Here is a 25,159-nt window from a genome sequence, read left to right as displayed (position 1 = left end):
TGAAAAGAAGGAGGTGTACTACATGCCCAACGTGAAGAATCAAGAGACGCTGGTCAAGATCAAGGAAGATCTAGATGGCGTTTCCGCCATGTGGGTCGTGGACTACTGCGGTCTTACCGTGAAGGACATCCAGGCCCTGCGCACGGCTATTCGCGAATCCGGTGCGAGCCTGAAGGTGTACAAGAACACGCTCATGCACATCGCTCTGGAGGAGTCGAACCTGCCCACGCTCGACGACATGCTTGCCGGCCCGAGCGCGTTCGTGTTCGCCGGCAACGACGTCGCCGCGGCCGCCAAGGCCGTGAAGACGTTCGCCAAGGCCAACAAGAACCTTGAGATCAAGGGTGGCCTGATGGAAGGCGAGCAGGTGTCCGCCGCTCAGGTGGAGGCCATCGCGTCGCTGCCGTCCCGCGAAGAGCTGCTGGCCCAGATCGCCGGCGCCATTTCCGGTGTCGCCCGCGGCCTCGCTGTTGCCCTCAACGGCGTTCCCAGCGGTCTCGCTCAGGTCACGAAGGCCGTGGCCGACCAGAAGGAAGCTGCTTAAACGCAGTGCTGGCAGCGTGATGAACGCTGCCTAAACCGAACGTTACACATACCGGTCGGGGAGACCCGGCCACTTTGAAAGGAAACTAACATGGCTGTTACTCGCGAAGAGATCATCGAGGCCCTCAAGGAGATGTCCCTGCTCGAGGCGTCCGAACTGGTGAAGGACATCGAGGAGACGTTTGGCGTTTCCGCCGCCGCTCCCGTGGCCGTGGCCGCTGCCGCTCCGGCCGAGGGTGGCGCTGCCGCCGAGGAGAAGACCGACTTCGACGTCGTGCTCGAGGGCTTCGGCGACAACAAGATCGCCGTCATCAAGGTCGTCCGTGAGATCACGGGCCTGGGCCTGAAGGAAGCCAAGGAGGCCGTCGAGGGCGCTCCGAAGGCCATCCAGGAGGGCGTGAACAAGGAGAAGGCCGAGGAGATCAAGGCCAAGCTCGAGGAAGCCGGCGCGGCCGTCACCCTCAAGTAACTTCCGTTTCGTTGGTCTTACGACCGTCGAACATGCTTGTAGAAGAGACCCCCAGATCCTGGGGGTCTCTTAACGTCTGACGGCATTCGAGAGCGGGTTTCGTCTTACTGACGGAATGGCAACGAAACGGATTCTGGGGAATACGCGCGCTTATAGTGGTGGCAAACGCAAACGGAAAAGAAGGTCGCTAATGCAAACCGGTTACTTCAACGCTGCTTGGCAGGATATCAAGAACACGCCGGGGTGGTTCGGCAAGCTCATTCTGCTGTCGTTGCTCAGCTTCGTGCCCATCTTCGGCTGGCTGGTCGTGCTGGGCTACCTGTACGGATGGGCGCGCGACATCGCATGGGACGTGCACGGTCCCATGCCGAAGCACATCTTCGGCAACGAGGACGGCAAGCTGTACAGCCGCGGCTTCTTCGCGATGGTCATCGGCTTCGTGTTCATGCTGGCTCCGTGGGTGCTGGAAGCGGTATGGGGCGGCGTCATGGGCCTGGGTACCGCATGGTCGGGCGGCAGGCACGGCGGCGTGTTTCTGTTCGTCGGGCTGTCGACGATGGTATTCTCGCTGCTCATCATTGCGGCGGCGTTTTTCGCGACGCTGTTCTCATGGGTGGGTTCCATGCGCATGAGCATATACGGCCGCCTGGCCGCGGGGTTCCAGTTCGGTAAGATCTGGGCCATGATCCGTCACGATTTCGGCGGCTTGCTGCGCATTCTCGGCATGGCTCTCCTGCTGGCCATCGCCATCGGCATCGTCGCATCCGTCCTCATATTCGTTCTCGTGTTTATCGGACTGTTCGTCGGCTTCGCGATGACTGGCGGCAACCTGAACATCCAATCGGCGCATCCCGGTGCCGCCGTCTGGGCCATCGTGTTCGCCACGGGCGGCATCGTTCTCGTGCTCGCAGTCCTGTGCGGTGTTCTGAGCGCGGGCATGTACGTGTTCGTTGAGATGATGATCGTGCGTGCGCTGGGGTACTGGACGCGTCAGTTCGACGTGCCGGCTTGGCGCGGCCAGGACGACCCCATGCCGTTCGAGCTGGCGGGAGCGGCGGGCTGCCCGCCTTCTCAGCAGCCGCCGCACGTGCCGCCCGCCGGTCAACCGCCCATGCAGGGCTGAATCCCTCTCGTTGTTGTGCGATTTTGGGCCGTCGAAGCGTTGTGCTTCGACGGCCCGTTCGTTTAAGGTAGACTCGAATCGCATACTAAACGGGAGGGTTGGTGCCATGAAAGCGGCGTTTCTGCCGGTAACGCGCGAGGAAATGCTCGAACGCGGCTGGGATCGGGTCGATTTCGTATACGTGTCGGGCGACGCCTACGTCGATCATCCTTCGTTCGGCATGGCCATCATCACGCGTCTGCTGGAGGCGAACGGCTACAAGGTGGGCGTCATCGCGCAGCCCGATTGGAACGATCCGGAAAGCGTCGCCGTGTTCGGCGAGCCGCGGTTGGCCTTCCTCGTATCGGCCGGCAACATGGACTCGATGGTGAACCACTACACGGTGGCGAAGAAGCGTCGACGCAGCGACGCGTACTCGCCGGGCGGCGAGGCGGGCCGGCGTCCGAACCACGCTGCCGTGGTGTACGGCAACCTGATCAGGCGCACGTTCAAGAAGACTCCGCTCATTCTGGGCGGCATCGAGGCCAGCCTGCGGCGGCTTTCGCACTACGACTACTGGTCGGACAAGCTGAAGCGCTCCATCCTGCTGGACTCGGGGGCCGACCTCGTGTCGTACGGCATGGGGGAGCATTCCATCATCGAGATCGCCGACGCGTTGAACGCGGGGCTGGCCATCGAGGACCTCACGTTCATCGACGGCACGGTATACCGCGCCGCGTCGCTCGAGCACGTGTACGACGCGGTGACGTTGCCGTCGTTTCCCGCCATGCAGGATGACAAGCTGGAGTACGCGCGCAGCTTCGCCGTGCAGTACGAGAACAGTGATCCCTTCACTGGCAAGCGCCTCGTGGAGCCGTATTCCGACCACGAGTTCGTCGTGCAGAACCCTCCCGCCGCGCCGCTTACGCAAAGCGAGATGGACGCCGTGTACCGACTGCCGTACGCGCGCACGTACCACCCGATGTACGAGGCGGCCGGCGGCGTGCCCGCCATCAGCGAGGTGAAGTTCAGCCTGACCAGCAACCGCGGCTGTTTCGGGGAGTGCTCGTTCTGCGCGCTGACGTTCCACCAGGGTCGCATCGTGCAGACGCGCAGCCACGACTCGCTGGTGGACGAGGCGCGGGCCATCGTCGAGGAGCCCGACTTCAAGGGCTACATCCACGACGTGGGCGGCCCCACGGCGAACTTCCGCGCGCCCGCCTGCGCCAAGCAGCTGAAGCACGGCGCGTGCCCGGGCAAGCGCTGCCTGTACCCCGAGCCCTGCAAGCAGCTGAAGGCCGATCACTCCGACTACCTGGGCCTGCTGCGCCGTCTGCGCAAGCTGCCCGGCGTGAAGAAGGTGTTCGTGCGCTCGGGCATCCGGTTCGACTACGTGCTGGCCGACCGCGAGCACGGCGACGCGTTTCTGAACGAGCTGTGCGCCCACCACGTGAGCGGCCAGCTGAAGGTGGCGCCCGAGCACGTGTCGGATGCCGTGCTGTCGGTGATGGGCAAGCCGCGCAACCTGGTGTATCAGCGCTTCGCGCAGCGCTACGAGCAGGTCAACCGCCAGCTGGGCATGAAGCAGTTCCTGGTGCCGTACCTCATGTCGTCTCATCCGGGCTCCACGCTGGACGAGGCCGTCGAGCTGGCTGAGTACTGCCGCGATCTTGGCTACATGCCCGAGCAGGTGCAGGATTTCTACCCGACGCCCTCCACCATGTCCACGGCCATGTACTACACGGGCGTGGACCCGCGCACGATGGAGCCGGTGTACGTGCCGAAGAGCCCGCACGAGAAAGCCCTGCAGCGCGCGCTCATCCAGTACCGCGACCCGAAGAACCGCGAGCTGGTGCTGGAGGCTCTGCGCCGCGCCGGGCGCATGGACCTGGTGGGGTTCGGGCCGAAATGCCTGCTGCGGCCGCAAGGCGAGGGAGGCGGCAAGGGACGCAAGCCGGCGGTAAGCGGCAAGGGCGCCCGCACGAGAGCCGACGTGCGCGCGAAGGCGCAGTCGAAGCCGAACGACTCGGGCAAGGCACCGTCGAAAGCGCGGCCGAGCGGGCCGGGAAAGGCTCGGCCGAAGCCGAAGCCTTCGTCTGGAAAGACCTCCTCGCAAGGCGGAGGGCGGTCGGGCAAGTCGGCGGGGGAACGCCGTCCCGGGAAAAGTAAGGGGACTCGTCGGCATTGATGCCGCACGGCGGGCCGTGTTGTGGCAAAATACTACCGGTCGGTCCGCGTGCTCCAGGGGTCGGACGGGCCATCAGCCGAAGGCTCGACAGACAAGGGGTATCACGTGAGCGAGAGCAAATCGACGCCGACGATGGGGGCTCAAGACAGCCCGGAAGCGATCTACGACGCACGAAAGCTCGGCAAGCCGAAGATGGCGGTGTTCGGGCTGCAGCACATGTTCGCCATGTTCGGCGCCACCATCCTGGTGCCGACGCTAACCGGCCTGTCCGTTTCCGCGACGCTGTTGTTCGCGGGCCTGGGCACGCTGCTGTTCCATTTCGTCTCGAAGGGCAAAGTGCCCGCGTTCCTGGGCTCGTCGTTCGCGTTCATCGCGGGCTATGCGGCCATCGCGCCGAACGGCGAGGCCGATCTGCTGCCGTACGCCTGCCTGGGCGTGGCGTGCGCGGGCCTTCTGTACCTCGTGTTGTCGGCGCTGTTCAAAGTGTTCGGCGCCACGCGGGTCATGCGTTTCTTTCCGCCCGTGGTCACCGGTTCCATCGTCATCTCCATCGGGCTCATCCTGGCCAGCTCGGCCATCACGAACGCGTCCACGAACTGGCCCATCGCATTGGTGGCCATCGCCATCATCGTCATCGCCAACATCTGGGGCAAGGGCATGGTCAAGATCATTCCCATCCTCTTGGGCGTGATCGGAGCGTACCTCGTGGCTGCGGTCTCGGGACAGGTGGACTTTACGGGCGTGGCCGAGGCGGCGTGGATCGGCTTGCCGTTCGCCTGGGATCAGACGGTGTTTTCGATCTTCGGTGCGAACTTCGATGCAGGGCTGGCCATCACGGCCGTCATCACCATCATGCCGCTGGCGTTCGCCACGATGATCGAGCATATCGGCGACGTGTCGGCCATCAGCTCGACCTGCAACCGCAACTACATCGCCGAGCCCGGCCTACATCGCACGCTGCTGGGCGACGGCCTGGCCACCATCCTCGCGTCGCTGTTCGGCGCCCCTGCCAACACCACCTACGGCGAGAACACGGGCGTGCTGGCGCTGACCAGGGTGTTCGACCCGCGCGTCATCCGCATCGCTGCCTGCTTCGCCATCGCGTTCTCGTTCTGCCCGAAGTTCGCGGCCGTCATCGCGGCCATGCCGGCCTGCGTCATCGGCGGCGTGTCGCTCGTGCTGTACGGCATGATTTCGGCCGTGGGCATCCGCAATCTCGTGGAGAACCACGTCGACTTCATGAAGAGCCGCAACGTGCTGATCACCGCGCTGATCCTGGTGCTGTCGCTGGGCATCGCCTATAGCGCTGCCGGGGCCATCGTGGTGCCGGTGGGCGGCATCGTCATCTCTCTGTCGGGTCTGGCGGTGGGCTCGGTGGTTGGCATCGTGCTGAACATGATCCTGCCCGGCCACGAGGACGTTGCCGGCATGGAGGCTGCGGAAGACGAGGAGATGGACGGCCCGTTGCCGTTGGAGGGCAATCTCGAAGAGCTGAGCACGCAGAACGGCTAGAGAAAAGGAGCACGCTATGATCGACCATGTGAGCATCAAGGTGAAGGACGTCGAGCAGGCGAAGGCGTTCTACGAGGCCGCGCTCGCCCCGCTGGGGTATGCGCGCGGCATCGAGTATCCCGGCGGCATGCAGCTTCTGGTGGAGGGCGAGCCGGGCGACGTGTGGGTGGCGCCGCTGCCCGAGGGCGCTGAAGCCGTTCCGACGCATGTCGCGCTGCGCGCCGCCGATGCCGCTGCCGTGGATGCGTTCTACGAGGCGGCGCTGGCCGCCGGCGGCACGGACAACGGGGCTCCGGGTCCGCGCGACTATCATCCGGGCTACTACGCCGCGTTCGTCCTCGATCCCGAGGGCAACAACATCGAGGCCGTCATCCACGACTGGGCCGAATAGTCGCTGTCGGCGCCGCGCCGTGTCGCGCTGTGCCGCGCCGCAGGTTGCAAGTCGTCGATCCAGGTGACGACAGGGAAAGGCCGCGTCCGAGAGGGGCGCGGCCCTTTTTTGTGCGCGCCGGGCGGCCCCGTGGGGCGGGGCGGCGTTCGGCGGTGGAGGGCGCGGTCGGCTGAGATGTGAAGGAAATGTATGCCTTGGCTAACTCGTATTGCGTCGTGACAATTGTTAGCTTAATATAACTTCCATCGAAAGCGAAGCGATCGAGCGAGCGGATCCCAAGCGGATAAGCTGTGGTTCCTCGATCATTGCAAGGCTTTCGATCACGATTCTGCTTACCCGGCGGCGGAAGCTCCTCTCGTCTGGCTATCCGTCGCGCTTGCAAGCGGAGGGAACCCCCCTTTCCCTCCGCTTTTTCATTTGGCGCGAAGAAGCGCTGCGAGCGAGCCCCCCCCTCAGCCAGTCTCGGCGAGCACCGGCCCGTCCTGTCGTCCCGCCCGCAGGATGTAGGGTTCAGGTTGTCATCCTGAGCGCAGGCCGTAGGCCGGAGTCGAAGGATCCCGTGCGGCGTCAGCCGGAGGGTTTTCCTGCCGGCGCCAGCTGCGCGTCTCCGCTGCAAGGCTTCTGCCATCGAAAAGGCCCGAAAACCACCAAGTCCCCGACTTATGCGCACTTCTGCCACACCTATTCCCGCGTTTCGCGCGCTTTTGCGGGGCCGAGTTTGGCCACGCGGGATGAAGGGGTGGAGAAACGCCTGTTCAGAGGGCTGCACGGTTTTCTAAGCGTCCGCAGCGGCGAATCCAGGCTTCCTGCCATGTGCGCATAACTCGCCTACATTGTCGTTTTGCCCCCTTTTCATGGCAGAGGTGCGCATAAGTCGGGAACTTCGCCGAAGCGGTCGGGCAGTGGGGCGCCGAGACGGCTTCGACGTGCGCTCAAGATGGCGAAGAGCATGCTGCCGGTCGATCCAACGCGAATGTTCTACCTGAAATATCGCCGGGAAGCTGCACGTGCCCGGCGGTTCGGTGCGTCAATCGTTCACCATGGGAAACTTTTTCGTGCGTCACGGGTTGTTTCGCGGTACCATGTGCTTCGGACTGTAAGCGAGCAAAGCGGCAGGGCGAGGGGGTTGCCCGGCCGTTGCGAGGAGACGGGCGTTGACAACTCTGAACGATCTTCCCATCGGGAAAACCGCGACCGTGGCCGCCGTGGGCGGCGAGGGGTCGCTTCGACAGCACTTCCTGGACATGGGCATCATCCCGCTGGTCGACGTGACCATGGTGAAGCATGCCCCTATGGGCGACCCGCTGGAGGTGCGCATCCATAGCTACGAGCTAACGCTCAGGCGCGACGATGCGCGCAAGATCGAGATCGTCGACATGCGCGACGCGGCCGACGCGCAGGAGAGCCGCCCGCTCGGCAAGCCCGTCCCGCATCCCGGCCTCGGCGAGGGCGGCAAGTTCCATGACCGCTCCGAGGAGAACCCCCTGCCCGAGGGCACACCGCTCACGTTCGCGCTCGTGGGCAACCAGAACTGCGGCAAGACCACGCTGTTCAACCAGCTGACCGGGTCGAACCAGCACGTGGGCAACTTCCCCGGCGTCACGGTGGACCGCAAGGACGGCTGCATCAAGGGGCATCCTGAGGCATGCGTCACCGACTTGCCGGGCATCTACTCCATGTCGCCGTACTCCAGCGAAGAGGTGGTCACCCGCCGCTTCCTGCTGGACGAGAAGCCGCGCGGCATCATCAACATCGTGGACGCCACGAACGTGGAGCGCAACCTGTACCTGACGATGCAGCTCATGGAGCTGGGAATGCCCATGGTGCTGGCGCTCAACATGATGGACGAGGTGGAGGGCAACGGCGGCACCATCGACGTGAACGAGATGGAGAAGCTGCTGGGCATCCCCGTCGTTCCCATCTCGGCGTCCAAGAACGAGGGCATCGGAGAGCTGGTGGACCACGCGCTGCACGTGGCGCGGTTCCAGGAGCCGCCCGTGCGCCAGGACTTCTGCGCACCCGACGAGCACGACGGCGCCGTGCACCGGTGCCTGCACGGCATCATGGCGCTCATCGAGGACCATGCCGAGCGCGCGGGGATCCCGCCGCGGTTCGCCGCGAGCAAGCTGGCCGAGGGCGACCGATTGGTGCTGGAGCGGCTCGACCTCGACCAGAACGAGAAGGACGCGCTCGAGCACATCATCAGCCAGATGGAGGCCGAGCGCGGGCTCGACCGTTCGGCGGCCATCGCCGACATGCGGTTCGGCTTCATCGGGCGGGTGTGCGAGCGGACGGTGGTGAAGCCCGGCGAGAGTCGCGAGCATGCGCGCAGCACGGCCATCGACAAGCTGCTGACCGGCCCGTTCACGGCCATCCCCGCGTTCGTCGCCATCATGGCGCTGGTGTTCTGGCTCACGTTCAACGTGGTGGGGGCGTGGCTGTCCGAGCTGCTGGACGCGGCCATCTCCGCGCTCACGGACGTGGTGGCGTCGGGGCTTGCGGCGGCGCACGTGAACGAGGTGCTGCAGTCGCTCGTCATCGACGGTGTGTTCAACGGCGTGGGCAGCGTGCTCAGCTTCCTGCCCACCATCGTCACCCTGTTCTTCTTCCTGTCGCTTTTGGAGGACTCCGGCTACATGGCGCGCGTGGCGTTCGTGATGGACAAGCTGCTGCGACGCATCGGGTTGTCGGGACGCAGCATCGTTCCCATGCTGGTGGGCTTCGGCTGCACGGTGCCGGCGGTCATGGCCAGCCGCACGCTGCCGTCCGAGCGCGACCGTAAGATGACCATAATGTTGACGCCGTTCATGAGCTGCTCGGCGAAGCTTCCCATCTACGCGTTCTTCACGGCGGCGTTCTTCCCGGCCAACGGCGCGGCGGTGATGGTGGGGCTGTACTTCGGCGGCATCGCGGTAGGTGTGCTGGCGGCGCTGCTCATGCGGTCGACGATGTTCTCGGGCGAGGCGGTGCCGTTCGTCATGGAGCTGCCGAACTACCGCATGCCCAGCGCGCGCAACGTGGCGCAGATGCTGTGGGAGAAGGCGAAGGACTTCCTGGAGCGGGCGTTCACCATCATCTTCTTGGCAACGATCGTCATCTGGTTCTTGCAGACGTTCGACTTCGGGCTGAACGTGGTGGCGGACTCGCAGGACAGCATGCTGGCCGTGGTGGCCGGCTGGATCGCGCCCGTGTTCGCGCCGCTGGGCTTCGACGACTGGCGCATCTCGACGGCGCTCGTGACGGGCGTGATGGCGAAGGAGAGCGTCGTGTCCACGCTGTCGGTGCTGTTCGGCAGCACGGCCAGCCTGGTGGCGGCCATCACGCCGCTGGCGGCGCTGGGTCTGCTGGTGTTCTGCCTGCTGTACACGCCGTGCGTGGCGGCCATCGCGTCGGTGAGGCGCGAGCTGGGCGGGAGATGGGCGCTGGGCATGGTGTTCGGGCAGCTGGCCGTGGCCTGGGCGGCGGCGTTCGCGATGCGCGGCGTGGGCCTTGCGCTGGAGGACGGCGTGGCGGGCGCAGGCACGCTCGCGCTGGGCGCGGCTGTCGCGGTCCTCGTGGCGCTCGCGGTTCGGCGCATAGCGCGCAAGCGGCGCGAAGGCGGTGCGGTGTCGGGGTGCGGCGGGTCGTGCGACGGCTGCGCGGGCTGCGGCGCCATGCCGGAGGCGCCTGTCGACCGTGCCTTCGAAGGCACGCCGGAACCCGAGGAGCCTTCGAAGGCGAGCGTGCGCTAGAGGGTTGCGGCGTTGACGGCGGCGATGGCGCCGTCGGAAACGGCGGTGGCTACCTGGCGCAGCTGCTTCGCGCGGATATCGCCCGCCGCGTACACGCCCGAGATGCTCGTCTCCATGCGTTCGTTCGTGGGAATGAAACCGTTCTCGAGGCGCAGCTCTCCGGCGTAGAGGGCGGTGTTTGGCTCCGACCCGGCATAGACGAACACGCCGCAGCCGTCGTCCTCTACCGTGCGCGTTCGGCCGTCCGCCAACGACACGAGGTCGAGTGCTTCCACGCGGTCCGCGCCGTGCAGCGCTCCCACGCGCGTGGCCGGAACCACCTGGATGTTCGGCGTTGCCGCCGTCTTGCGGCGGAATTCCGCGATGCAGGCGAGTTCATCTTCCACGCAGACGATGGACACCTGTCGGGCGAACCGGGCCAGGTAGAGCGCTTCCTTCACGGCTCCGTCGGCTCCGCCGATCACGTAGACGCTTTTGCCTTCGTACGTCGTCGCATCGCGTGCCGCGTTCAGTCCGCAGCCCTTGCCCTGCAGCTCGGCCTCGCCGGGCACGCCCAGCTTGCGCGGCGTGCTGCCGTTCGCGAGGACGACGCGTGGAGCTCGGTAAGATTCCGTGCCGGTGAACACCGTCTTAGTCTCTCCGGCAAGGGCGGCGCGCTCCACCTGGTCGTAGACGATCTCGATGCCGGCTTCCAACGCCTGGGCTTCGAGGCGGCGGGCGAAGGTGGCGCCCGTCTCGTCGTCGAGGATGCCGGCGTAGTGGGTGACGGTGGACACGCCGCCGATGATGCCGCCCACGGCCTTTTGCTCCAGGATGAGGGTTTCGAGCCCGCGGCTTGCGGCGTAGATGCCTGCGCTCACGCCGGCAGGGCCGGCGCCTACGATGACGATGTCGTACTCTTTCATGGCGTTCCTTTCGAAGATCGTCTTTCGCCGCTATTGTAGTCCTGCTCGCGGGGCGCGGTAACCGTCCGCTTGCTTATGCCCGGATAAGCAAGCGTTATGGCTGCCTTCGGGAAGCACCCTCTTTGGCGAAGCGGCCGATCGGCATCATCGGGTCGAAGGGCGGTAGCGGCGTTCGAATCTGGTGAAGAACACGGCAAGCAACACGACGGCGGCGAGCGAGCAGGGGACGCCCGCCAGGCTCGGCCAGGCATAGGACGCGCCCGCGTTGAGCACGGTTTGGCCGATCATGGCGCCGAACGCATTGCCCAGATTGAAGGCCACCTGCACGCAGGCCGAGCCGATCATCTCGCCTCCGCCGCGGCCCACCTTCACCATGAGCAGCTGCTGGGGGCTGGACACGAAGAACATGCCGAACGCGCACAGGAACATGAGCGCCGCCGCGGTGGCCGGCGTGCCCGAGAACAGGAAGATGAGCAGCAGCGCAGCGCAGCCGATGGCCTGACCGGCCGCAGCCATCTTTCCGGGCGACGTGCGGTCGGTGAGGCGTCCGCCCACGAGCGACCCGGCCACCATGCCGAACCCAGCCAGCACGAGCAGTGCGGGCAGCGCGTCGGCCGGGAAGCCGCCTATGTCGGTCAGCCACGGCGAGACGTAGCTCCACCAGCAGAAGATGCCGGTGTTGCCCAATAACACCGCGCCGATGACCAGCCACGGACCCGGCTTCTTTAGGAAGCGGAACTGGCCGGCCAACCCCGCGTCGGGGATGGGGCGTACGGCGGGCACGAAGCGCGCGATCAGCAAAAGCGAGCCGACGGCCCATACGGCGACGAACAAAAACGTCGCGCGCCACGACAAAAGGGCTGCCAGCAGCGTGCCGCCGGGCACGCCGACCATGTTCGCCACGGTCTGTCCCAGCACCATGATGGACACGGCTTGGCCTTCGCGGCCGGGGTCGGCCAGCTCGCGCGCCACGATGGTGGCGGTGCCGAAGAACGCGCCGTGCGGCAGTCCCGACACGAAGCGCGCCGCAACCAGCGCTTCGGCGCTCGGCGCGCAGGCGGCCGCGGCGTTGCCGACGGCCACGAGCGCGACGAACCCCAGCAGCAGCCGTTTCGGCGGCACGCGCCGTCCGAACACGAGGAACAGAGTGCCCGCACACACGCCCAACGCGTAGGCGGAGATGAAATCGCCGGCATCGGGCACGCTGACGCGCAACCCCGTAGCCGTCGCGGGCAGGATGCCCATCATCACGAATTCGGCGAACCCGAGCGCGAACGATCCGGTGGCAAGGGCGAGCAGGCTTTTCTTCATAGGATGGATGGTTCCTTCGGGACGGGGAGTATCGGATTGCGGCGAGAGGAGCGCTCTTTGCCGCGCGGGTTTCTCGCGAAGCCGGCTTAGTATGCCATCGCCGCGCTTCGGGCGGGCGAAACTTGTCGAGAATATGACAAACCTTCCATCGGACGGCCTCGGAGAGCCGGCGTGCTTTTGGAGATTGTCCGGAGACGTTAGAATACGATAGCTTGTGAGTAGCAATTATGAGAAAGTTCGCTTTGGATAACAACTTGGCGAAGACGGATCCCGCCGGAAGCGTCTTCAAGAGATAGGAGCAGCAACCATGTCCATGATCAACAAGGAAATCGACGACTTCACCGTCCAGGCGTTCCATAACGACGACTTCGAAACGGTGACGAAGGACGACGTGCTGGGGAAGTGGAGCGTGTTCTTCTTCTACCCGGCCGACTTCACGTTCGTGTGCCCGACGGAGCTGGAAGACCTCGGCGCGCTGTACGACAAGTTCCAGGAGGCGAACTGCGAGATCTACGCGGTGTCGTGCGATACGCATTTCGCGCACAAGGCCTGGCACGACGCGTCCGAGAACATCAAAAACCTGCCGTATCCGATGCTGGCCGACCCCACGCACAAGCTGGCCGACATCTTCGACGTGTACATCGAGGAGGAGGGTGTGGCCGAGCGCGGCAGCTTCATCGTGAATCCCGAGGGCAAGATCGTGTGCTACGAGGTGAACGCCGGCAACATCGGCCGTAACGCCGCCGAGTTGCTGCGCCGCGTGCAGGCCAGCCAGTTCGTGGCCGAGCACGGCGACTCCGTGTGCCCCGCGCGCTGGGTGCCGGGCTCCGAGGTGCTCCATCCGGGCATCGACCTGGTGGGCAAGCTGTAAGCCTGCATCGGCCGCGCATCATTGCTCGAGCGGAACCGATCGGCGCCCGATCCCCTGCGGGGTCGGGCGTTTTCGCGCTTACGTTCCTACGCCGAGAACAGCTTGCGGATTTCGGCTGTCAGCTGCTTGCGCGCGAATACCACGAGCCCAAGCAGGAACACGCTGGCGGTGAGCGCGCTCACGAGCGAGGGGACGTCCCACGTAGTGAGCCCCAGCGCCTGCAGCGCCAGCGGGATGAGGCCCAGCCCCACGTCGAACAGCAGGTACTTCGCGTAGCCCGAGACGAACGTGCCGCGGAACACCGCCAGCAGCACGCCGTCGAACACGAGCGCCACCAGGCAGATGCCGGGTATGACGAAGGTGGTGACCACCGGGTTGCGCGAAACGAGGAACCAGATGGCGGCGATGGCCAGCAGCACGAGGAAGTAGCGCGCCACGACGCGCAGGAAGTCGGGCGTGTGCGTGAGGATGTTGCGCACGAACAGGTAGTTCACCACGAGGCCGACGCAGACTGTGACCACGATGTCGCCCGGAAGCTGGAGCAGATGACCCAAGAACAGCATCACCAGCAAGCACGCCCCCGTGGCGAACGCCAGCACCGCCAGCGCGATGGCGCCCGACTTGCGCACCTCGTTGCGCGGGAACACCGCGGGCGACGCGTCGCCCGAAAGCTCGGCTTGGCACAACGGGCACCGGTCGAGGTCGCCCGAGAACTGCACGCCGCATTTCTCGCATCGTTTCATCGGCCGTCGTCCTCCCTCGCGTCCGTCTCGTTGTGCGCCGGCGCCTCGCTCTTCGCGCTCGCGCCTTCGCGTGCGGGGGTTTGCCCTCCCCAGCGCTTCACCGAGGCCTCGATCTTGGCTTCAAGACGGTCTTCCGCCACCTCTTCTTTTGTCTTGTTGATGTTGATGCGCCCCTCGATGCCTTGGCCGGAGAAGAACCTGCAGATGTTCTTGATGACGTCCGGGTTCGAGTACACCGTGGAGATGCCGATGCTCAGATCGTCGCCGAACGCGCACATCAGGAAGTTCAGGCCGGTGGTGGAGGTCAGGATGTTGACGTCGCGGATGTAGGGGGCCAGGCGTTCGTCGATGCGGATGGGGCCGAGGTTCGACATGGTGGTGGTCACGTCGCGCGCGGCAAGGCGGTTCGCCAGCCCTAGGATGAAGTCCTTCGCGAACAGCGGCGCCAGGCGCAGAAGCGGGTTCTTCTCCAGCGCGATCATGCGGTTCATGCGGCTCTTGAGCTCTTCGGCCTGCGTGGCGGTTTTCAGCTGATCCTGCACGATGCGGGCGATCGTCTCCACCGGCTCGTCCTCGTCGCCGGGCACGTAGGATACGAACGCCAGCCCGAAGAAGTTCTTGACGGTGGTGGATTTGAAGAACTGGCGCAGGTCGACCGGCACGTCCATGCGGATGGCGCGGCTGCGGTCGCGGCGCGGCATTTCGGCGCGGATGGCGCACATGATGACGGCGATCACGAGCGCGGTCACGCCTACGTCCCAGCTGCGCGCCAGGGCGAGCACGCGCTTCGCGGGGAGGTGGTACTCGAAGAACGTGGGATCGGCCTCGTCGCGCCAGCCTTTCAGCCGGTATACCTTCGGTGCCCGCGTTGCGGCGGCTTTGTCGCGTTCGAAGTATTTGTCGAAGCTGTTCTCGGACTTCTGGTGGTCTGAGCCGTCGTATTCTGCGGGCACGCCCTTCACGCCGTAGCGCTCCTCGATGTAGGCGTGCAGCAGGGCCTTGAAGAAGCTGAGCGAGCCCCGCCCGTCGGACACGATGTGCGACACCTCGAGGTTGATGCGCGCGGCGTGGTAGCTGACGCGGAACAGCACGCTTTTCGCGTGGACGTGCAGTCCGTAGCAGATGGGGAGGTTCTCCTGCTGCACGACGGGGACCTGGGCGGACTGTTCAAGGTAGTGCCAGAACATGCCGCTGCGCAGGCAGACGTTGAAGTTGGGGAAGACGCCTGCCGTCTTCTCGAGGGCATGCTGCAGCGCAGCGGGATCCACATCGTCTTGCATGGTGGCTGCGTAGCGGAACACCGTCTGGGCCGAGCTGCCCGCCTGGGACGAGTAGAACTTGCCGACGTTGTCTAGTCGGTACCAAGTATCCCGAGCCATGCGGGTTCGCCCTCCTGCGTGAGATCGTCGCCGTCCAAGAAATGCTTGATGATGCGGTACGTGTCCTTGACCAGGCTGAGCACCGACGGATACAGAAGGTAGCCGTGCACGGCGTCGAGCATGCGGTAGCACTGCACCTCCTGGTCGCCTTCCAGCTCCAACCGCGCCGCGTACGCTTCTCCCTCGTCGCGCAACGGGCAGTACTCGGCGCTGATGACCAGCGTGCGCGGTTGCCGCGACAGGTCGGGGTCGAGCAGCGGCGCGAAGTAGGGGTCGTCGAAATCGGCGGGCGCCGAGCGGTACAGGTCCATGTAGCCCTCGATGTCGCGCCAGGTGAGCAGGTAGTCCTCGCCGTTCTCGCGCACCGAGTCGAACCACGACGTGAACGGGTCGTGGTCGTTATACGTGACGGGGTACAGCAGCATCTGCGTGCGCGGCTGGAAGTCGCCGCGGTCGCGCGCCATGAGCGACAGCACTGCCGCCAGGTTGCCGCCCGCGCTGTCGCCGAACAGCACCACGTTCTCGGGGTCGACATCCTCCAGCAGCGTGCCCGCGTACAGCTGGCGCGCCACCTCGTAGCAGTCCTCGGCCGCCTGGGGGAAGCGGTGTTCGGGTGCACGCCGGTAGTCGACCGACACCACGCGCCGCTCCAGTTGTATGGCCATGGTGGTGCACGCGTCGATGTAGAAGTCAACCGTGCCGTTCACCCAGCCGCCGCCGTGGAAGAACAGGACGGTGCCGCGCGAGTCCTCGGATACCTTCAGCCCCTCGGCCAGCGAGAAATCGAAGTCGAGCGGCGTGAACACGCGCAGCGGCACCTCGAAGCCGTCGGGCATCGTGGCGAAAGCCTCGTCGATGCGGCAGCGGGGGTTGGGCAGCACGAGCTTGGCGCTGACGTCCTCGGCGAGGCGCTGCGTTTTGTAGAACTCCCTGATGTCGGGCCGAAGCCGTGTTGCCGCCTTGAACGCGGCAAGAACCGCCTTGTTGATGGGCATGCATGCCGTCCTTTCTCTGAACCTCATCGTAGCATAAGCGAACCCTGCCGAGCAGGGCGTTACGCAAGGCTCATCCAGGTATCGGGCAGATGTTTTTATCTTGTCGAGAGGAGATTTACCCCAGGTCGATCACCGTGGTGACGCTGACGGGGGCTTCCGGGGATTCCGTCTCGGCGCTCCAGACGCTCACGGCGGGGGCTGGATCCTCGCCAGCGTCGACGGCCTTCATGACGGCTTTCCATTCCTCGCGGCTTTCGGGCACGAGCCATAGGCCGCCGGCTTCCTCCAGGAAATCGCCGTAGTAGGGGCCGGTGGTGCTGTGCACGGTGATCTCGTCGCCGCTTGCCAGCTCGTCCGCCCAGGCCAGCTGGTCATCGAGCGGCACGTTCGTTTCCACGAAGCCCTGCAGAAGCGTCAACAGGGCGCCGGTCTGCGCAGGGTCGTCGTACGCCAGCTCGATGAACCGCGTCATCATCTGGCGATCCACCACCTGCCGGATCATCTCCTGCTGGTAGCCGGTGTCGCCGTAGCCGGTGCGCGCACGTGACAGCGCCATGGCGCGCCACGGCGTGAGCGTCTGCGGCCCGGCTTCGTACGCCTCGTCGGGATGGTCCTTCGTGTAGAAGTTGTACGTCAGCCCGTAGGGCAGGTCCACGTCGAGGCCGCCGAAATGCTCCACGATGCTCTGCAGCCCGTCGAAGCCGACCACCACGTACTGCGAGACGTCCACGCCGACGACGTCGGACACGGCTTGGCACTGCGCTTCGGGACCGGCGTTGGTCAGCATCTGGTTGAGCTTCGCGGTGTTGCCGTCAGGGAAAACGTAGGCGGTATCGCGAGGCACGCTGACGAGCGTGATCAGATGCTTCTCGAAATCGAGGCGCATGAGCATCATGAGGTCGGCGTGGCCCGGCGTGTACTCTTCCCAGGAGTCGTCGCCGATGACGAGGATATACTCGGGGTCGGGCACCGGGGGCGCCGGCGTGTCGTTCACGACGAGCGGCTCCGGCTGCGCTTGCTGCGCCTTTTCTTGCGCGGGCGGAGCAGAGCAGGCGCCGAGGGCGGCTGCGAGCGCGATGGCGGCGAGGAGCGCGACCGTCCGGAGGGTCTTAGTCAACTTGACGTTGGAAGCGATGGGGGACATGTGGACCGCCTTCTTTCCGCGTGCGTTTCGTTTCGATCTCCTCCATGATACCGGATGGCCCGTTCGCCGAGCGCGCCGTTTCGTCGGACGACGCGAACCGCGTGCATCGTCCGGCTACGCGTCGAGCGGTTTGTCGGCGGGGAGGCCGGCCAGGGCGTCCGCAGCCAGCTGGAGCGCGTCGACGATGCAGCCGTCGCAGCTGCGCAGGGGCTGCTTGGTCTTGATCCCCTTGAGCTCGGGGCACAGGGTGGAGCCGTTTTGCTCGCGGAAATCGCTCACGAGCTTCCGCACGATGCGGTACGTCGCCTGTTTGCTGGTGCGGTCGTCTCGTCCGTTGCTGTTCGCCAGGCCGATGGCCATGGCGGCGCCCGATACGGCTCCGCAGGTTTCGGTGAGGCCGCCCATGCCGCCGCCCAGTCCCTCGGCAGCGCGGAAGCACAGCTCCTCGTCGGCGCCGATCAGCGGGGCGAGCGTGCAGGCGACCGCCTGGGCGCAGTTGTACTTCATGCCGTGCAGCTCCAGCGCGCGGCGACCGAGCGCTTCGCGGTCGAAGGGGCGTTGCGTGCAGGCGTTATCGGTGGTCATGAGTCGTTCCTTTCGTTCAGTCGCAGCTATGATAGCGCGTCGCGGGCTCTCCGTGGCCGTGCGGTTCCCTTTCGGGTATCCTGAAACGGTTACGGAAGGACGGCGCCGGAAGGGGCAGGCTGTGGGCGAGCGCACCATTCTCGTCGTAGAGGACGACGCGGATATCAACGCGCTGCTGGCGAAGATCGCGGCGCGCGAGGGATTCGGCTGCGTGCAGGCGTATTCGGGCACCGAAGCGCTGCTGCAGATGGAACGCGCGGCGTTCGATCTGATCTTGCTCGATATGATGCTGCCGGGCATGGATGGGCCGACGTTGATGGCGTGCATGCGCGACGAGCTGGAATCGCGCGTGCCGGTGATCGTGGTGTCGGCGAAGGCGGGCTCGGCCGACAAGGTGGGCATGCTCGCGGCCGGCGCGGACGACTACGTGACGAAGCCCTTCGACCCCGACGAGGTGGCCGCGCGCATTCATGCGGTGCTGCGCCGCGCTGCGGGGGCGACGACGGCTGCGGGCTCGGGCGGCGTCTGCCCCGACGACGAGGTGCACGTCCATCGCGATCTGCGGCTTGACGTCGCGCGCCGCCGCGTGACGCTCGGGGATGCCGAGGTGGCGCTGACCGCGCACGAGTTCGACATCCTGCACGTGCTCATGCGTTCGCCCGACAAGGTGTTCTCGCGCGAGCTGCTGTACGAGCTGGTGTGGAAAAACGGCTATTACGGCGAGCAGAACGCCGTCAACGTGCATGTCAGCAACATCCGCAAGAAGCTGGCGGCGGCCGGAGGGGCGGGCGACTACATCAAAACCGTGTGGGGCATCGGCTTCAAGCTGGCATGATGCGGGCCTTTACGCTTTCCTTAACCTTTCTTGAGGACTTATTTCCAGGCTGCATCGTATCGTTTCCCCAAGACGACAAGGCAAGCGGAAGAAAGGGAGAAACGATTCCATGGACACGGTGATCGAGACGAGGGGGCTGACGAAACGCTACGGCGGGGACGTCTGCGCGCTGTACGACGCGGACGTGAGCGTCCGCCGCGGCGACATATTCGGCGTGGTGGGCGACAACGGCGCGGGCAAGACGACGCTGTTCAAGCTGCTGTGCGGGCTGGCGTTTCCCACGGAGGGCGAGGTGCGCCTGTTCGGCGCGCACGAGCCGCGCGAGTTGGAGCGCCAGCGCACGCGCATCGGCTCCATCATCGAGAGCCCCGGCTTCTACCCGGGTTTGAGCGTGGAGAAGAACCTGGAATGCTGCCGCATACGCAAGGGCGTGCCGGGCAAGGACGCGGTGGCGCGCGTGCTGGACACCGTGGGGCTGGCGTATGCGAAGGATCGGCGCTGCCGCACGCTGTCCCTGGGCATGAAGCAGCGTCTTGGTTTGGCGATGGCTCTTTTGGGCGAGCCGGAGGTGCTGATCCTCGACGAGCCCACGAACGGCCTCGACCCCAGCGGCATCGTGGAGATGCGCGCGTTCCTCCAAGGGCTCAACCGCGACAAGGGCATTACCATCGTGATATCGAGCCACCACTTGGCGGAGCTCGAGCAGATGGCCACGACCTACGCGTTCCTGAAACGGGGTTGCGTGGTGGAGCAGGTGAGCGCGCGCACGCTGCAAGAGCGGTGCGCCGACTACGTGGACATCGCCGTGTCGGATGCCGCGCGCTTCACCGCGCTGCTGGAGAAGGAGCTGCGTCATGAGCGCTACCTGGTGCTGCTGGACGGCACCGTGCGCATCTTCGACCCGGCGGCGGGCATCGAGGCGTACAGCGGCCTGGCAGCCCGAGCGGGCATGGACGTGTCCAAGCTGGAGCGCAGGAAGATGTCGCTCGAGCAGTACTATCTCGAGCTGAAGGAGAAGGGGGTCGCATGATGCTGAACTACATGAAGAGCGAACTCTACCGCATCGTGCACGGCCGGGAGCTGTACCTGTTCACCGGCGTGCCGTGCGCCATCGTGCTGGCATCGAGCGTATTGCTGTGGGCGATGGCGAGCACGCCCGACTTCCCCTACGCCACCGTGCGGTTCTCGCTCAGCAATCTGATCTCGATGCTGCCCTCGCTGTTTCTGCTGGCGGGGCTGCTCGTCTGGGTGCTGTTCGCCGACGATAGGAAGGACGGCACGTTCAAGAACGCCGTCGCGGACGGCTGCTCGCGACGCGATCTGTTCGTGGGCAAGTGCCTTGTGTCCACGGGGCTGGGGCTGGCCAGCATGACGGTGATCCTGGCGGTGTACGTGGGCAGCGCCGTGCTGCTGCTGGAGGGGCCCGCGGACGCGGTGTCCATCCTGCTCAAGGGCGTGGCGGCGGCGCTGCCGTTCACCGTCGCCTGCGTTGTGCTGGGCGTTGCGGTGTGCTCCGTGCTGCCGAAGACGAGCGCTGCGTTTCTGGTGTGGTTGGCCATCGTGGCCATCGTGCCTTCGGCGCTGCACGCGGTGGGAATGGTCGTGGAGCCGGTTGGCGCGCTGGCCAGCTGGTTGCCGTACAACTTCTTCTCCAACGAGGTGGCCATCAACCAGAGCGGCCTGGCCGAGTTTCTGTGGGACACGCCGGCGGGTTTGGCGAAGTGCCTGATCGCGGGGTTCGCAGGCGTAGCGGTGTTCGGCATCGCGGGTCTGTGGCGCGCAAGCAAGACGGAGCTGTAGGGGCGCGACGGGAAAGGATGCGGCAATGACGGCAGTCCTCGGGGCGGTGGCGGTTCTGGCGCTGGGATCGGCGGTGTTCTTCGCTGTGCGCTGTGCGCTGCTCAAGCGCTCGCTTCGGCGGGCGAACGGCGAGCTGGCCGAAATCGTGCGCGGCCTCGAGGACAACCGCATCGTGAAGCTGCCGCAGCCCGACAAGGACTTGGAGGCGCTGCTGGGCACCGTGAACCAGGCGCTTGCGGCCGTGCGCGAGCAGGGGGTTGCGTACGCGCGCCACGAGGCCGAGCTGAAGGCCCAGGTGGAATCCATCAGCCACGACCTCCGCACGCCGCTGACGGCTATCGTGGGGTACTTGGCGCTTCTGGATGAAGAGGGCATGGACGCCGATACGCGCGCGTCGCTTGCCACGGTGCGCCGCAAAGCCGACGCGCTGCAGCGGCTGATCGCGCAGTTCTACGAGCTGTCACAGGCACGCAACGAGGATGCGCCGCTGGCGTGCGAGCCGGTGGAGGCGGGCCGTTTGGTGCGCGAGTCGGTGGCGGGGCGCTACCGGCTGTTCGAGGAGCGCGGTTTGGAAGTGCGCCTGCGCGTGCCCGACCGGCCGGTTCGCGTGCGGGGCGACGAGGGCGCGCTGGAGCGGGTGGTGGAGAACCTCGTGCACAACGCCGGCAAGTACGCGCGCTCGACCTTCGACGTGGAGGTGGGGGAGTCGGTCGGCGGTCGCGTGACGGTGACGTTCGCGAACGATGTCGACGCGGCGTTCTCCTGCGAGGTCGATCGGCTGTTCGAGCCCTTCTACACCGCCGACGCGGCGCGCTCGGGCGAGCGGTCGGGCCTGGGGCTGGCCATCGCGCGCTCGCTGGTCGGGCAGATGGGCGGTACGCTGGACGCGTGCCTGGAACAGCGCGGAGGCGAGCGCTGGCTGTGCTTGCGGCTGGAGCTGGCGGCGATCGGCTGACAAGAGCCTCCGGTATCGGCGGGAACCCTGTGGGTCGCGAAACGACCGCGGCCGCCCCGGAGGACGGCCGCATCGAGAAGAAGGCGGAAGAGGGAGGGGTCCCGCCTTCGTGGGTCGGTCGCTCGCGCTTAGGCGAAGTCGAGCTCGCCGATGGTCGTGTCCTTGGCGCACGCTTCGCCGACCAGCTGGCCGAACGTCACGCAGCGGCCGTGGCTGACGCCGGGGCAGTGCACCGGGTAGTCCTTGCCGAAGAAGTCGCCCTGCACGTTGCCGATGGCGAACAGGCCGGGAATCGGCTCGTCCTCGGCGGTGAGCACCTGGGAGTCGGCGTTCACGTGGAGGCCGAAGGGGATGGTCAGCGTGGAGCACACGTTCTTCGTGGCGTAGAACGGCGCGGTCTTCACGGGCGCGAGCCACTGCGCGGGCACGTCGAAGTCGACGTCCTCGCCGGCCTCGGCCATGCTGTTGTAGCGCTCGACGGTGGCCTTGAACGTGTCGGCCGGGATGTCCAGCTGCTTGGCCAGGTCATCCAGCGTGTCGGCCTTGATCAGCTTGCCGTTGCCCAGCCACTTCTCCATGACGGCGTCCAGCCCGTCGGTGAAGCGATCGTAGCGCTCGGGCTGCTGCTGCATGATGTAGGTCTCGTAGTCCGAGTCGAAGATGGACCAGGCCACGTTGCCCGGGGTGTTCATGCGGGCGTTCGTCAGCATGGGCTCGAAGGGCATCTCGGCGCCGTAGCGCTCGCCGTTGGCGTTCACGGCAAGCCAGCTCATGATGAACGAGGTCAGGTTGAACTCGAGCGTGTCCAGCGTGAACTGGTGGATCATCGGGGCGGCTTCGCTCTTCGACATGGCCGCGCCGGCCCACATGCCCATGAGCAGGCCGTCGCCGTTGTTGAACCCGGCCGGCGCGTAGCAGTTGGAGTCCGAGCGGTTCGAGATGGGGCAGAACGCGTCGACCATCTCCTGGTTGCCGCCGATGTCGCCCGTGGCCAGGATCACGCCCTTCTTGGCGTTGTACTGCACGTGCTTGCCGTCCTTCGTGGTGGCGACGACGCCGGTGATGCCGCTTGCCGCGTCGCCCACCAGCTGCTCGGCGCGCGCCTCGAACACGAACTCGGCGCCGTTGTCCACGGCGGAGTTGTACACGAGCTCGCCCAGCGTCACGTTGACCGGCTGGCCGTCATCGCGCATGTCGTACGTCTCGCCGCCGCGCACGAAGGAGACGGCATCGGGATAGACGCGCCAACGGTCGGACAACGTGGACCAGTTGCCGTACTTCGCGGTGCCGGACAGCGCGGGCACCATGCTCACGCCGTTCTTGGATCCCAGATCCTCGATGTAGTCGAACACCTCGCCGGAGCGCGACGCCCACACGTAGATGAGGTCGTAGTTCGTGGTCTGGTGCGACGCCTGGTGCAGGAATCGCGCAGCCACGCGCGGGTCGAGGTCGAAACCGTTCGATTTGTGGTACTTGCTGCCGATGTGCCCCACGTCCACGCCGCGCACGGAGAACGTGGTGTTGCGCTCGATGACCACCGTCTTCGCGCCGTTGCGGGCGGCGGCTTCGGCGGCGTTGATGCCCGCCAGACCCGCGCCTACGACCACCACGTCGAAGTCCTGCGTCTCGGCGATGTCGGCGATGGGCTCGGGCGCGACTTCCCACGTGTGCTTCGCGCCGGTCGTCTCGCCGCCCTTCGACGAGCTCTTGGCGTCGGATGCGTCGGACGGCGCGGCCGGGCTGCATGCCGGAAGCGCGACGGCGGCGGCTGCGGCGGCGCCGGTGACGAGCGCGCCCTTCAAGAAATTCCTGCGGTTGATATCCATCCAGATACCCCTTCCCTCGGGACCCTTCGCGGGCCCTCTCCCTTTGCGCCCGCGGGGCGGGCTGCGCAACGGTGCGTTGCGCTGAAAGCAGGGTGCGGGAAGACGCGCGGCCGCACAACGCGCAAATGACCTTATTTGCGAATATCAGGCAGGTCCCGTGATCTAGCGGGCTTGATCACGTGGTTCGGGTGATGCCGTCTGATCAGGTGAAAGAACCGAATCTATGAATTGCTGGCGATCGTGCACGTCCGCCTTCTGGTAGATGTGGCGCACGTGGGTGCCCACAGTGTTCTCCGATATGCTGAGGCGCTCGGCGATCCAGGGCTGCGTGCGGCCGTACGCCAGCAGCAGGCCGATCTCGCGCTCGCGCGCAGTGAGGCCGATGCTGTCGAACCAGGCGTCGATGCGCTCTTCCTGGGTGGCGCGGTCGTCGCCGGAAAGGCTCGGCTGCTGGCGCCCCGTCAGCATCCACATGTCCTCGCTGCTGAGCAGCAGCACGGTGGCGATGACCACGAGGTAGCCAACCACGGTGGTCTCGGCCGCCACGTTGCCGTGCATCGTCTCGCCGTTGCCTACCAACATGATGCCCGCGACGGCGCCCACCGGGTAACACAGCACGGCCAGCAGCCGCATGAGCGCGATGGTTTTCAGCGGGTCGCGCGACTGCGCGTAGGCGATTTGCGAGAAGGCGACCCAGATGAGCAGGTCGAGGATCGTGTAGCCGCTGATGATGATGGCGCCCGACACCCAGAACAGGTTCGTGCCGAACAGAAACGCCATCAGCATGAAGCCGGCGATCATGGCCAGGAGCCCCACGCGGTACACCGCGCTTGCCCGGCGCCGTCCCAGCACGACGATGGCGAACACGAGCACCGCCGTGACGCCGCGCGCGACTTGCACGAGGATGCCGTTGGGATAGCCGTCGCTGGCGATAGGCGAGAACGAAACGAGGTGCTGCAGGTAGCCGAACCCGGTCATGACGAGGGCCACGGCGCACAACAGCATCATCGAGGTTCCGAGGTGCGCTTTCAGGCGCGAGCGGACGCTCCGCTTCGGCAGCGGGTCGACGGGGGCGGTGCGGCGGTACGTGCGCAACTGGGGGTCGATGCTCGCGAACAACGCGCCCGAGACGAGGGGCAGCAGCGCCGAGAACACGGCGGCGGCCTCGGGTATCATGAACAGAAGCGGCGCGTCGACGACGATGGCGCAGGCGAAGCCGCCGGCCACGTAGGGCGTCGCGCTCCGCTCGCCGTCGTGGCAGTACGCAGCGCCCCATGCCAGCTGGTAGGCTGCCATGAACGCGCCGGCGCAGGTTCCGCCGGCGACGAGCGCGATCCAGTTGAGGTTGATGCCGGCAAGCAGGAGCAGCAGCGAGCCCGCCGTGCCCAGCGCGGCGAACGCGAGCGGCACGCGCTTCTTCGCCAGCAGGCCGTTGCATGCGGCCGGCTTGGCCAGCGACAGCGCGAGCCACGGCAGGCTCAGACCGAACACGGCTATAGTGGCCATCTCGGCCATGAAGCCCTCGGCCTCCGGCCGGACGAAAAACATGCTCATGAACAACGCGTCGAGCCAAGCCCAGAAAAAAGCCGAGCCGATGATGATTTTGATGCCGGTCGTCCCGTGCACCCGTTCCAGCGATTTCATGCATCCCCTTCCCACGTATGCAGGATTATACCCCAGCAGCCGAACCGCACCTTCGCGCTTGGCAAGGCGTGCACTGCTCGTGACGGTTCTCGGAGCGAGGAGGCAATCGCCCGCAGGCGCAGGAGGTGGCCGACGAGTTGGGCATCGAAACCGTCGAGCCCCTCGTGGAGGGGATGTCGTGGGGGACGGGAGCTCCGTGGAAGTGGTCGTCGGCGCCGACTAGTACGATC

General features: G+C 65.9%; 21 protein-coding genes. 12 read left to right on the top strand and 9 right to left on the bottom strand.

Annotation, left to right across the window (positions count from 1 at the left end):
* Nucleotides 1-22: 22 nt before the first annotated feature.
* From rplJ to feoB, 7 genes are all read left to right on the top strand, one after another.
* Nucleotides 23-544, top strand: a complete 522-nt coding sequence (gene rplJ, locus GT590_RS07460; RefSeq protein WP_009305031.1) for a 50S ribosomal protein L10 — start codon at nucleotides 23-25, stop codon at nucleotides 542-544.
* A gap of 90 nt (nucleotides 545-634) precedes the next feature.
* On the top strand, nucleotides 635-1,012 hold the full coding sequence (gene rplL, locus GT590_RS07455) for a 50S ribosomal protein L7/L12 (RefSeq protein WP_009305030.1): 378 nt from the start codon (nucleotides 635-637) through the stop codon (nucleotides 1,010-1,012).
* A 190-nt stretch (nucleotides 1,013-1,202) separates the two neighbouring features.
* Nucleotides 1,203-2,135: a DUF4013 domain-containing protein gene (locus tag GT590_RS07450; protein ID WP_161170983.1), complete on the top strand. Its 933-nt coding sequence runs from the start codon at nucleotides 1,203-1,205 to the stop codon at nucleotides 2,133-2,135.
* Between the two features lie 106 nt (nucleotides 2,136-2,241).
* A complete protein-coding gene (locus GT590_RS07445; protein WP_161170982.1) occupies nucleotides 2,242-4,302 on the top strand; it encodes a YgiQ family radical SAM protein in 2,061 nt (686 codons plus the stop codon).
* A 105-nt stretch (nucleotides 4,303-4,407) separates the two neighbouring features.
* On the top strand, nucleotides 4,408-5,814 hold the full coding sequence (locus GT590_RS07440) for a uracil-xanthine permease family protein (RefSeq protein WP_161170981.1): 1,407 nt from the start codon (nucleotides 4,408-4,410) through the stop codon (nucleotides 5,812-5,814).
* Nucleotides 5,815-5,830: 16 nt separating this feature from the next.
* Entirely contained in the window at nucleotides 5,831-6,205 is a 375-nt protein-coding gene (locus tag GT590_RS07435; RefSeq protein WP_161170980.1) for a VOC family protein, read from the top strand.
* Nucleotides 6,206-7,359: 1,154 nt separating this feature from the next.
* The gene (gene feoB, locus GT590_RS07430) at nucleotides 7,360-9,936 is read left to right on the top strand and encodes a ferrous iron transport protein B (protein ID WP_161170979.1); all 2,577 of its coding nucleotides are present in this window, start codon (nucleotides 7,360-7,362) and stop codon (nucleotides 9,934-9,936) included.
* On the opposite strand, the gene GT590_RS07425 is transcribed toward feoB, so the two are convergent.
* A complete protein-coding gene (locus GT590_RS07425) occupies nucleotides 9,933-10,841 on the bottom strand; it encodes an NAD(P)/FAD-dependent oxidoreductase (RefSeq protein ID WP_009305024.1) in 909 nt (302 codons plus the stop codon). The two genes, feoB and GT590_RS07425, sit on opposite strands and share 4 nt — an antisense overlap.
* A 144-nt stretch (nucleotides 10,842-10,985) precedes the next feature.
* Nucleotides 10,986-12,152, bottom strand: coding sequence for an MFS transporter (locus GT590_RS07420; RefSeq protein WP_009305023.1), 1,167 nt, complete (start codon nucleotides 12,150-12,152; stop codon nucleotides 10,986-10,988).
* A gap of 307 nt (nucleotides 12,153-12,459) precedes the next feature.
* Here GT590_RS07420 and ahpC point away from each other — a divergent pair, with 307 nt between their 5' ends.
* On the top strand, nucleotides 12,460-13,023 hold the full coding sequence (gene ahpC / locus GT590_RS07415) for an alkyl hydroperoxide reductase subunit C (RefSeq protein WP_009305022.1): 564 nt from the start codon (nucleotides 12,460-12,462) through the stop codon (nucleotides 13,021-13,023).
* 86 nt (nucleotides 13,024-13,109) lie between these two features.
* Here ahpC and GT590_RS07410 read toward each other — a convergent pair whose 3' ends face one another.
* The 5 genes from GT590_RS07410 to GT590_RS07390 form a co-directional block, all read right to left on the bottom strand.
* Entirely contained in the window at nucleotides 13,110-13,766 is a 657-nt protein-coding gene (locus tag GT590_RS07410; protein ID WP_009305021.1) for a DUF6320 domain-containing protein, read from the bottom strand.
* A complete protein-coding gene (locus GT590_RS07405) occupies nucleotides 13,763-15,145 on the bottom strand; it encodes a hypothetical protein (protein ID WP_015761072.1) in 1,383 nt (460 codons plus the stop codon). Before GT590_RS07405 ends, GT590_RS07410 begins: the two co-directional genes overlap by 4 nt.
* Nucleotides 15,118-16,140, bottom strand: a complete 1,023-nt coding sequence (locus tag GT590_RS07400) for an alpha/beta hydrolase (protein ID WP_009608742.1) — start codon at nucleotides 16,138-16,140, stop codon at nucleotides 15,118-15,120. The genes GT590_RS07405 and GT590_RS07400 overlap by 28 nt, the downstream gene beginning before the upstream one ends.
* Before the next feature lie 115 nt (nucleotides 16,141-16,255).
* A complete protein-coding gene (locus tag GT590_RS07395) occupies nucleotides 16,256-17,284 on the bottom strand; it encodes an LCP family protein (RefSeq protein WP_161170978.1) in 1,029 nt (342 codons plus the stop codon).
* Between the two features lie 114 nt (nucleotides 17,285-17,398).
* On the bottom strand, nucleotides 17,399-17,869 hold the full coding sequence (locus tag GT590_RS07390) for a C-GCAxxG-C-C family protein (protein WP_161170977.1): 471 nt from the start codon (nucleotides 17,867-17,869) through the stop codon (nucleotides 17,399-17,401).
* Nucleotides 17,870-17,990: 121 nt separating this feature from the next.
* Here GT590_RS07390 and GT590_RS07385 point away from each other — a divergent pair, with 121 nt between their 5' ends.
* The 4 genes from GT590_RS07385 to GT590_RS07370 all read left to right on the top strand — a co-directional run bounded on the left by GT590_RS07385 (nucleotide 17,991) and on the right by GT590_RS07370 (nucleotide 21,459).
* On the top strand, nucleotides 17,991-18,704 hold the full coding sequence (locus tag GT590_RS07385) for a response regulator transcription factor (RefSeq protein ID WP_161170976.1): 714 nt from the start codon (nucleotides 17,991-17,993) through the stop codon (nucleotides 18,702-18,704).
* Between the two features lie 109 nt (nucleotides 18,705-18,813).
* A complete protein-coding gene (locus GT590_RS07380; RefSeq protein ID WP_009305015.1) occupies nucleotides 18,814-19,734 on the top strand; it encodes an ABC transporter ATP-binding protein in 921 nt (306 codons plus the stop codon).
* On the top strand, nucleotides 19,731-20,504 hold the full coding sequence (locus GT590_RS07375) for an ABC transporter permease (protein WP_009305014.1): 774 nt from the start codon (nucleotides 19,731-19,733) through the stop codon (nucleotides 20,502-20,504). The genes GT590_RS07380 and GT590_RS07375 overlap by 4 nt, the downstream gene beginning before the upstream one ends.
* 25 nt (nucleotides 20,505-20,529) lie before the next feature.
* On the top strand, nucleotides 20,530-21,459 hold the full coding sequence (locus GT590_RS07370) for a sensor histidine kinase KdpD (protein WP_139912413.1): 930 nt from the start codon (nucleotides 20,530-20,532) through the stop codon (nucleotides 21,457-21,459).
* 128 nt (nucleotides 21,460-21,587) lie between these two features.
* On the opposite strand, the gene GT590_RS07365 is transcribed toward GT590_RS07370, so the two are convergent.
* Together GT590_RS07365 and GT590_RS07360 are read right to left on the bottom strand one after the other, a co-directional pair.
* Entirely contained in the window at nucleotides 21,588-23,285 is a 1,698-nt protein-coding gene (locus GT590_RS07365) for an FAD-dependent oxidoreductase (protein WP_009305012.1), read from the bottom strand.
* A 162-nt stretch (nucleotides 23,286-23,447) separates the two neighbouring features.
* Nucleotides 23,448-24,929: a helix-turn-helix transcriptional regulator gene (locus GT590_RS07360; protein WP_009305011.1), complete on the bottom strand. Its 1,482-nt coding sequence runs from the start codon at nucleotides 24,927-24,929 to the stop codon at nucleotides 23,448-23,450.
* Nucleotides 24,930-25,159 lie beyond the last annotated feature (230 nt).

The sequence above is a fragment of the Eggerthella sp. BIOML-A1 genome (assembly GCF_009875595.1).
GTDB classification, from domain to species: domain Bacteria; phylum Actinomycetota; class Coriobacteriia; order Coriobacteriales; family Eggerthellaceae; genus Eggerthella; species Eggerthella lenta.
Note: the sequence above shows the minus strand (reverse complement) of the source record. Positions and strands in the feature narration are given on the sequence as shown.

Coding starts and splice junctions, on each gene's coding strand:
- GT590_RS07400 (WP_009608742.1), bottom strand. CDS start 16,140: ATGCCCATCAACAAGGCGGTTCTTGCCGCGTTCAAGGCGGCAACACGG.
- GT590_RS07405 (WP_015761072.1), bottom strand. CDS start 15,145: ATGGCTCGGGATACTTGGTACCGACTAGACAACGTCGGCAAGTTCTAC.
- GT590_RS07420 (WP_009305023.1), bottom strand. CDS start 12,152: ATGAAGAAAAGCCTGCTCGCCCTTGCCACCGGATCGTTCGCGCTCGGG.
- ahpC (WP_009305022.1), top strand. CDS start 12,460: ATGTCCATGATCAACAAGGAAATCGACGACTTCACCGTCCAGGCGTTC.
- GT590_RS07375 (WP_009305014.1), top strand. CDS start 19,731: ATGATGCTGAACTACATGAAGAGCGAACTCTACCGCATCGTGCACGGC.
- GT590_RS07365 (WP_009305012.1), bottom strand. CDS start 23,285: ATGGATATCAACCGCAGGAATTTCTTGAAGGGCGCGCTCGTCACCGGC.
- GT590_RS07360 (WP_009305011.1), bottom strand. CDS start 24,929: ATGAAATCGCTGGAACGGGTGCACGGGACGACCGGCATCAAAATCATC.
- GT590_RS07370 (WP_139912413.1), top strand. CDS start 20,530: ATGACGGCAGTCCTCGGGGCGGTGGCGGTTCTGGCGCTGGGATCGGCG.
- GT590_RS07425 (WP_009305024.1), bottom strand. CDS start 10,841: ATGAAAGAGTACGACATCGTCATCGTAGGCGCCGGCCCTGCCGGCGTG.
- GT590_RS07380 (WP_009305015.1), top strand. CDS start 18,814: ATGGACACGGTGATCGAGACGAGGGGGCTGACGAAACGCTACGGCGGG.
- GT590_RS07445 (WP_161170982.1), top strand. CDS start 2,242: ATGAAAGCGGCGTTTCTGCCGGTAACGCGCGAGGAAATGCTCGAACGC.
- GT590_RS07450 (WP_161170983.1), top strand. CDS start 1,203: ATGCAAACCGGTTACTTCAACGCTGCTTGGCAGGATATCAAGAACACG.
- rplL (WP_009305030.1), top strand. CDS start 635: ATGGCTGTTACTCGCGAAGAGATCATCGAGGCCCTCAAGGAGATGTCC.
- GT590_RS07390 (WP_161170977.1), bottom strand. CDS start 17,869: ATGACCACCGATAACGCCTGCACGCAACGCCCCTTCGACCGCGAAGCG.
- GT590_RS07395 (WP_161170978.1), bottom strand. CDS start 17,284: ATGTCCCCCATCGCTTCCAACGTCAAGTTGACTAAGACCCTCCGGACG.
- GT590_RS07410 (WP_009305021.1), bottom strand. CDS start 13,766: ATGAAACGATGCGAGAAATGCGGCGTGCAGTTCTCGGGCGACCTCGAC.
- GT590_RS07435 (WP_161170980.1), top strand. CDS start 5,831: ATGATCGACCATGTGAGCATCAAGGTGAAGGACGTCGAGCAGGCGAAG.
- rplJ (WP_009305031.1), top strand. CDS start 23: ATGCCCAACGTGAAGAATCAAGAGACGCTGGTCAAGATCAAGGAAGAT.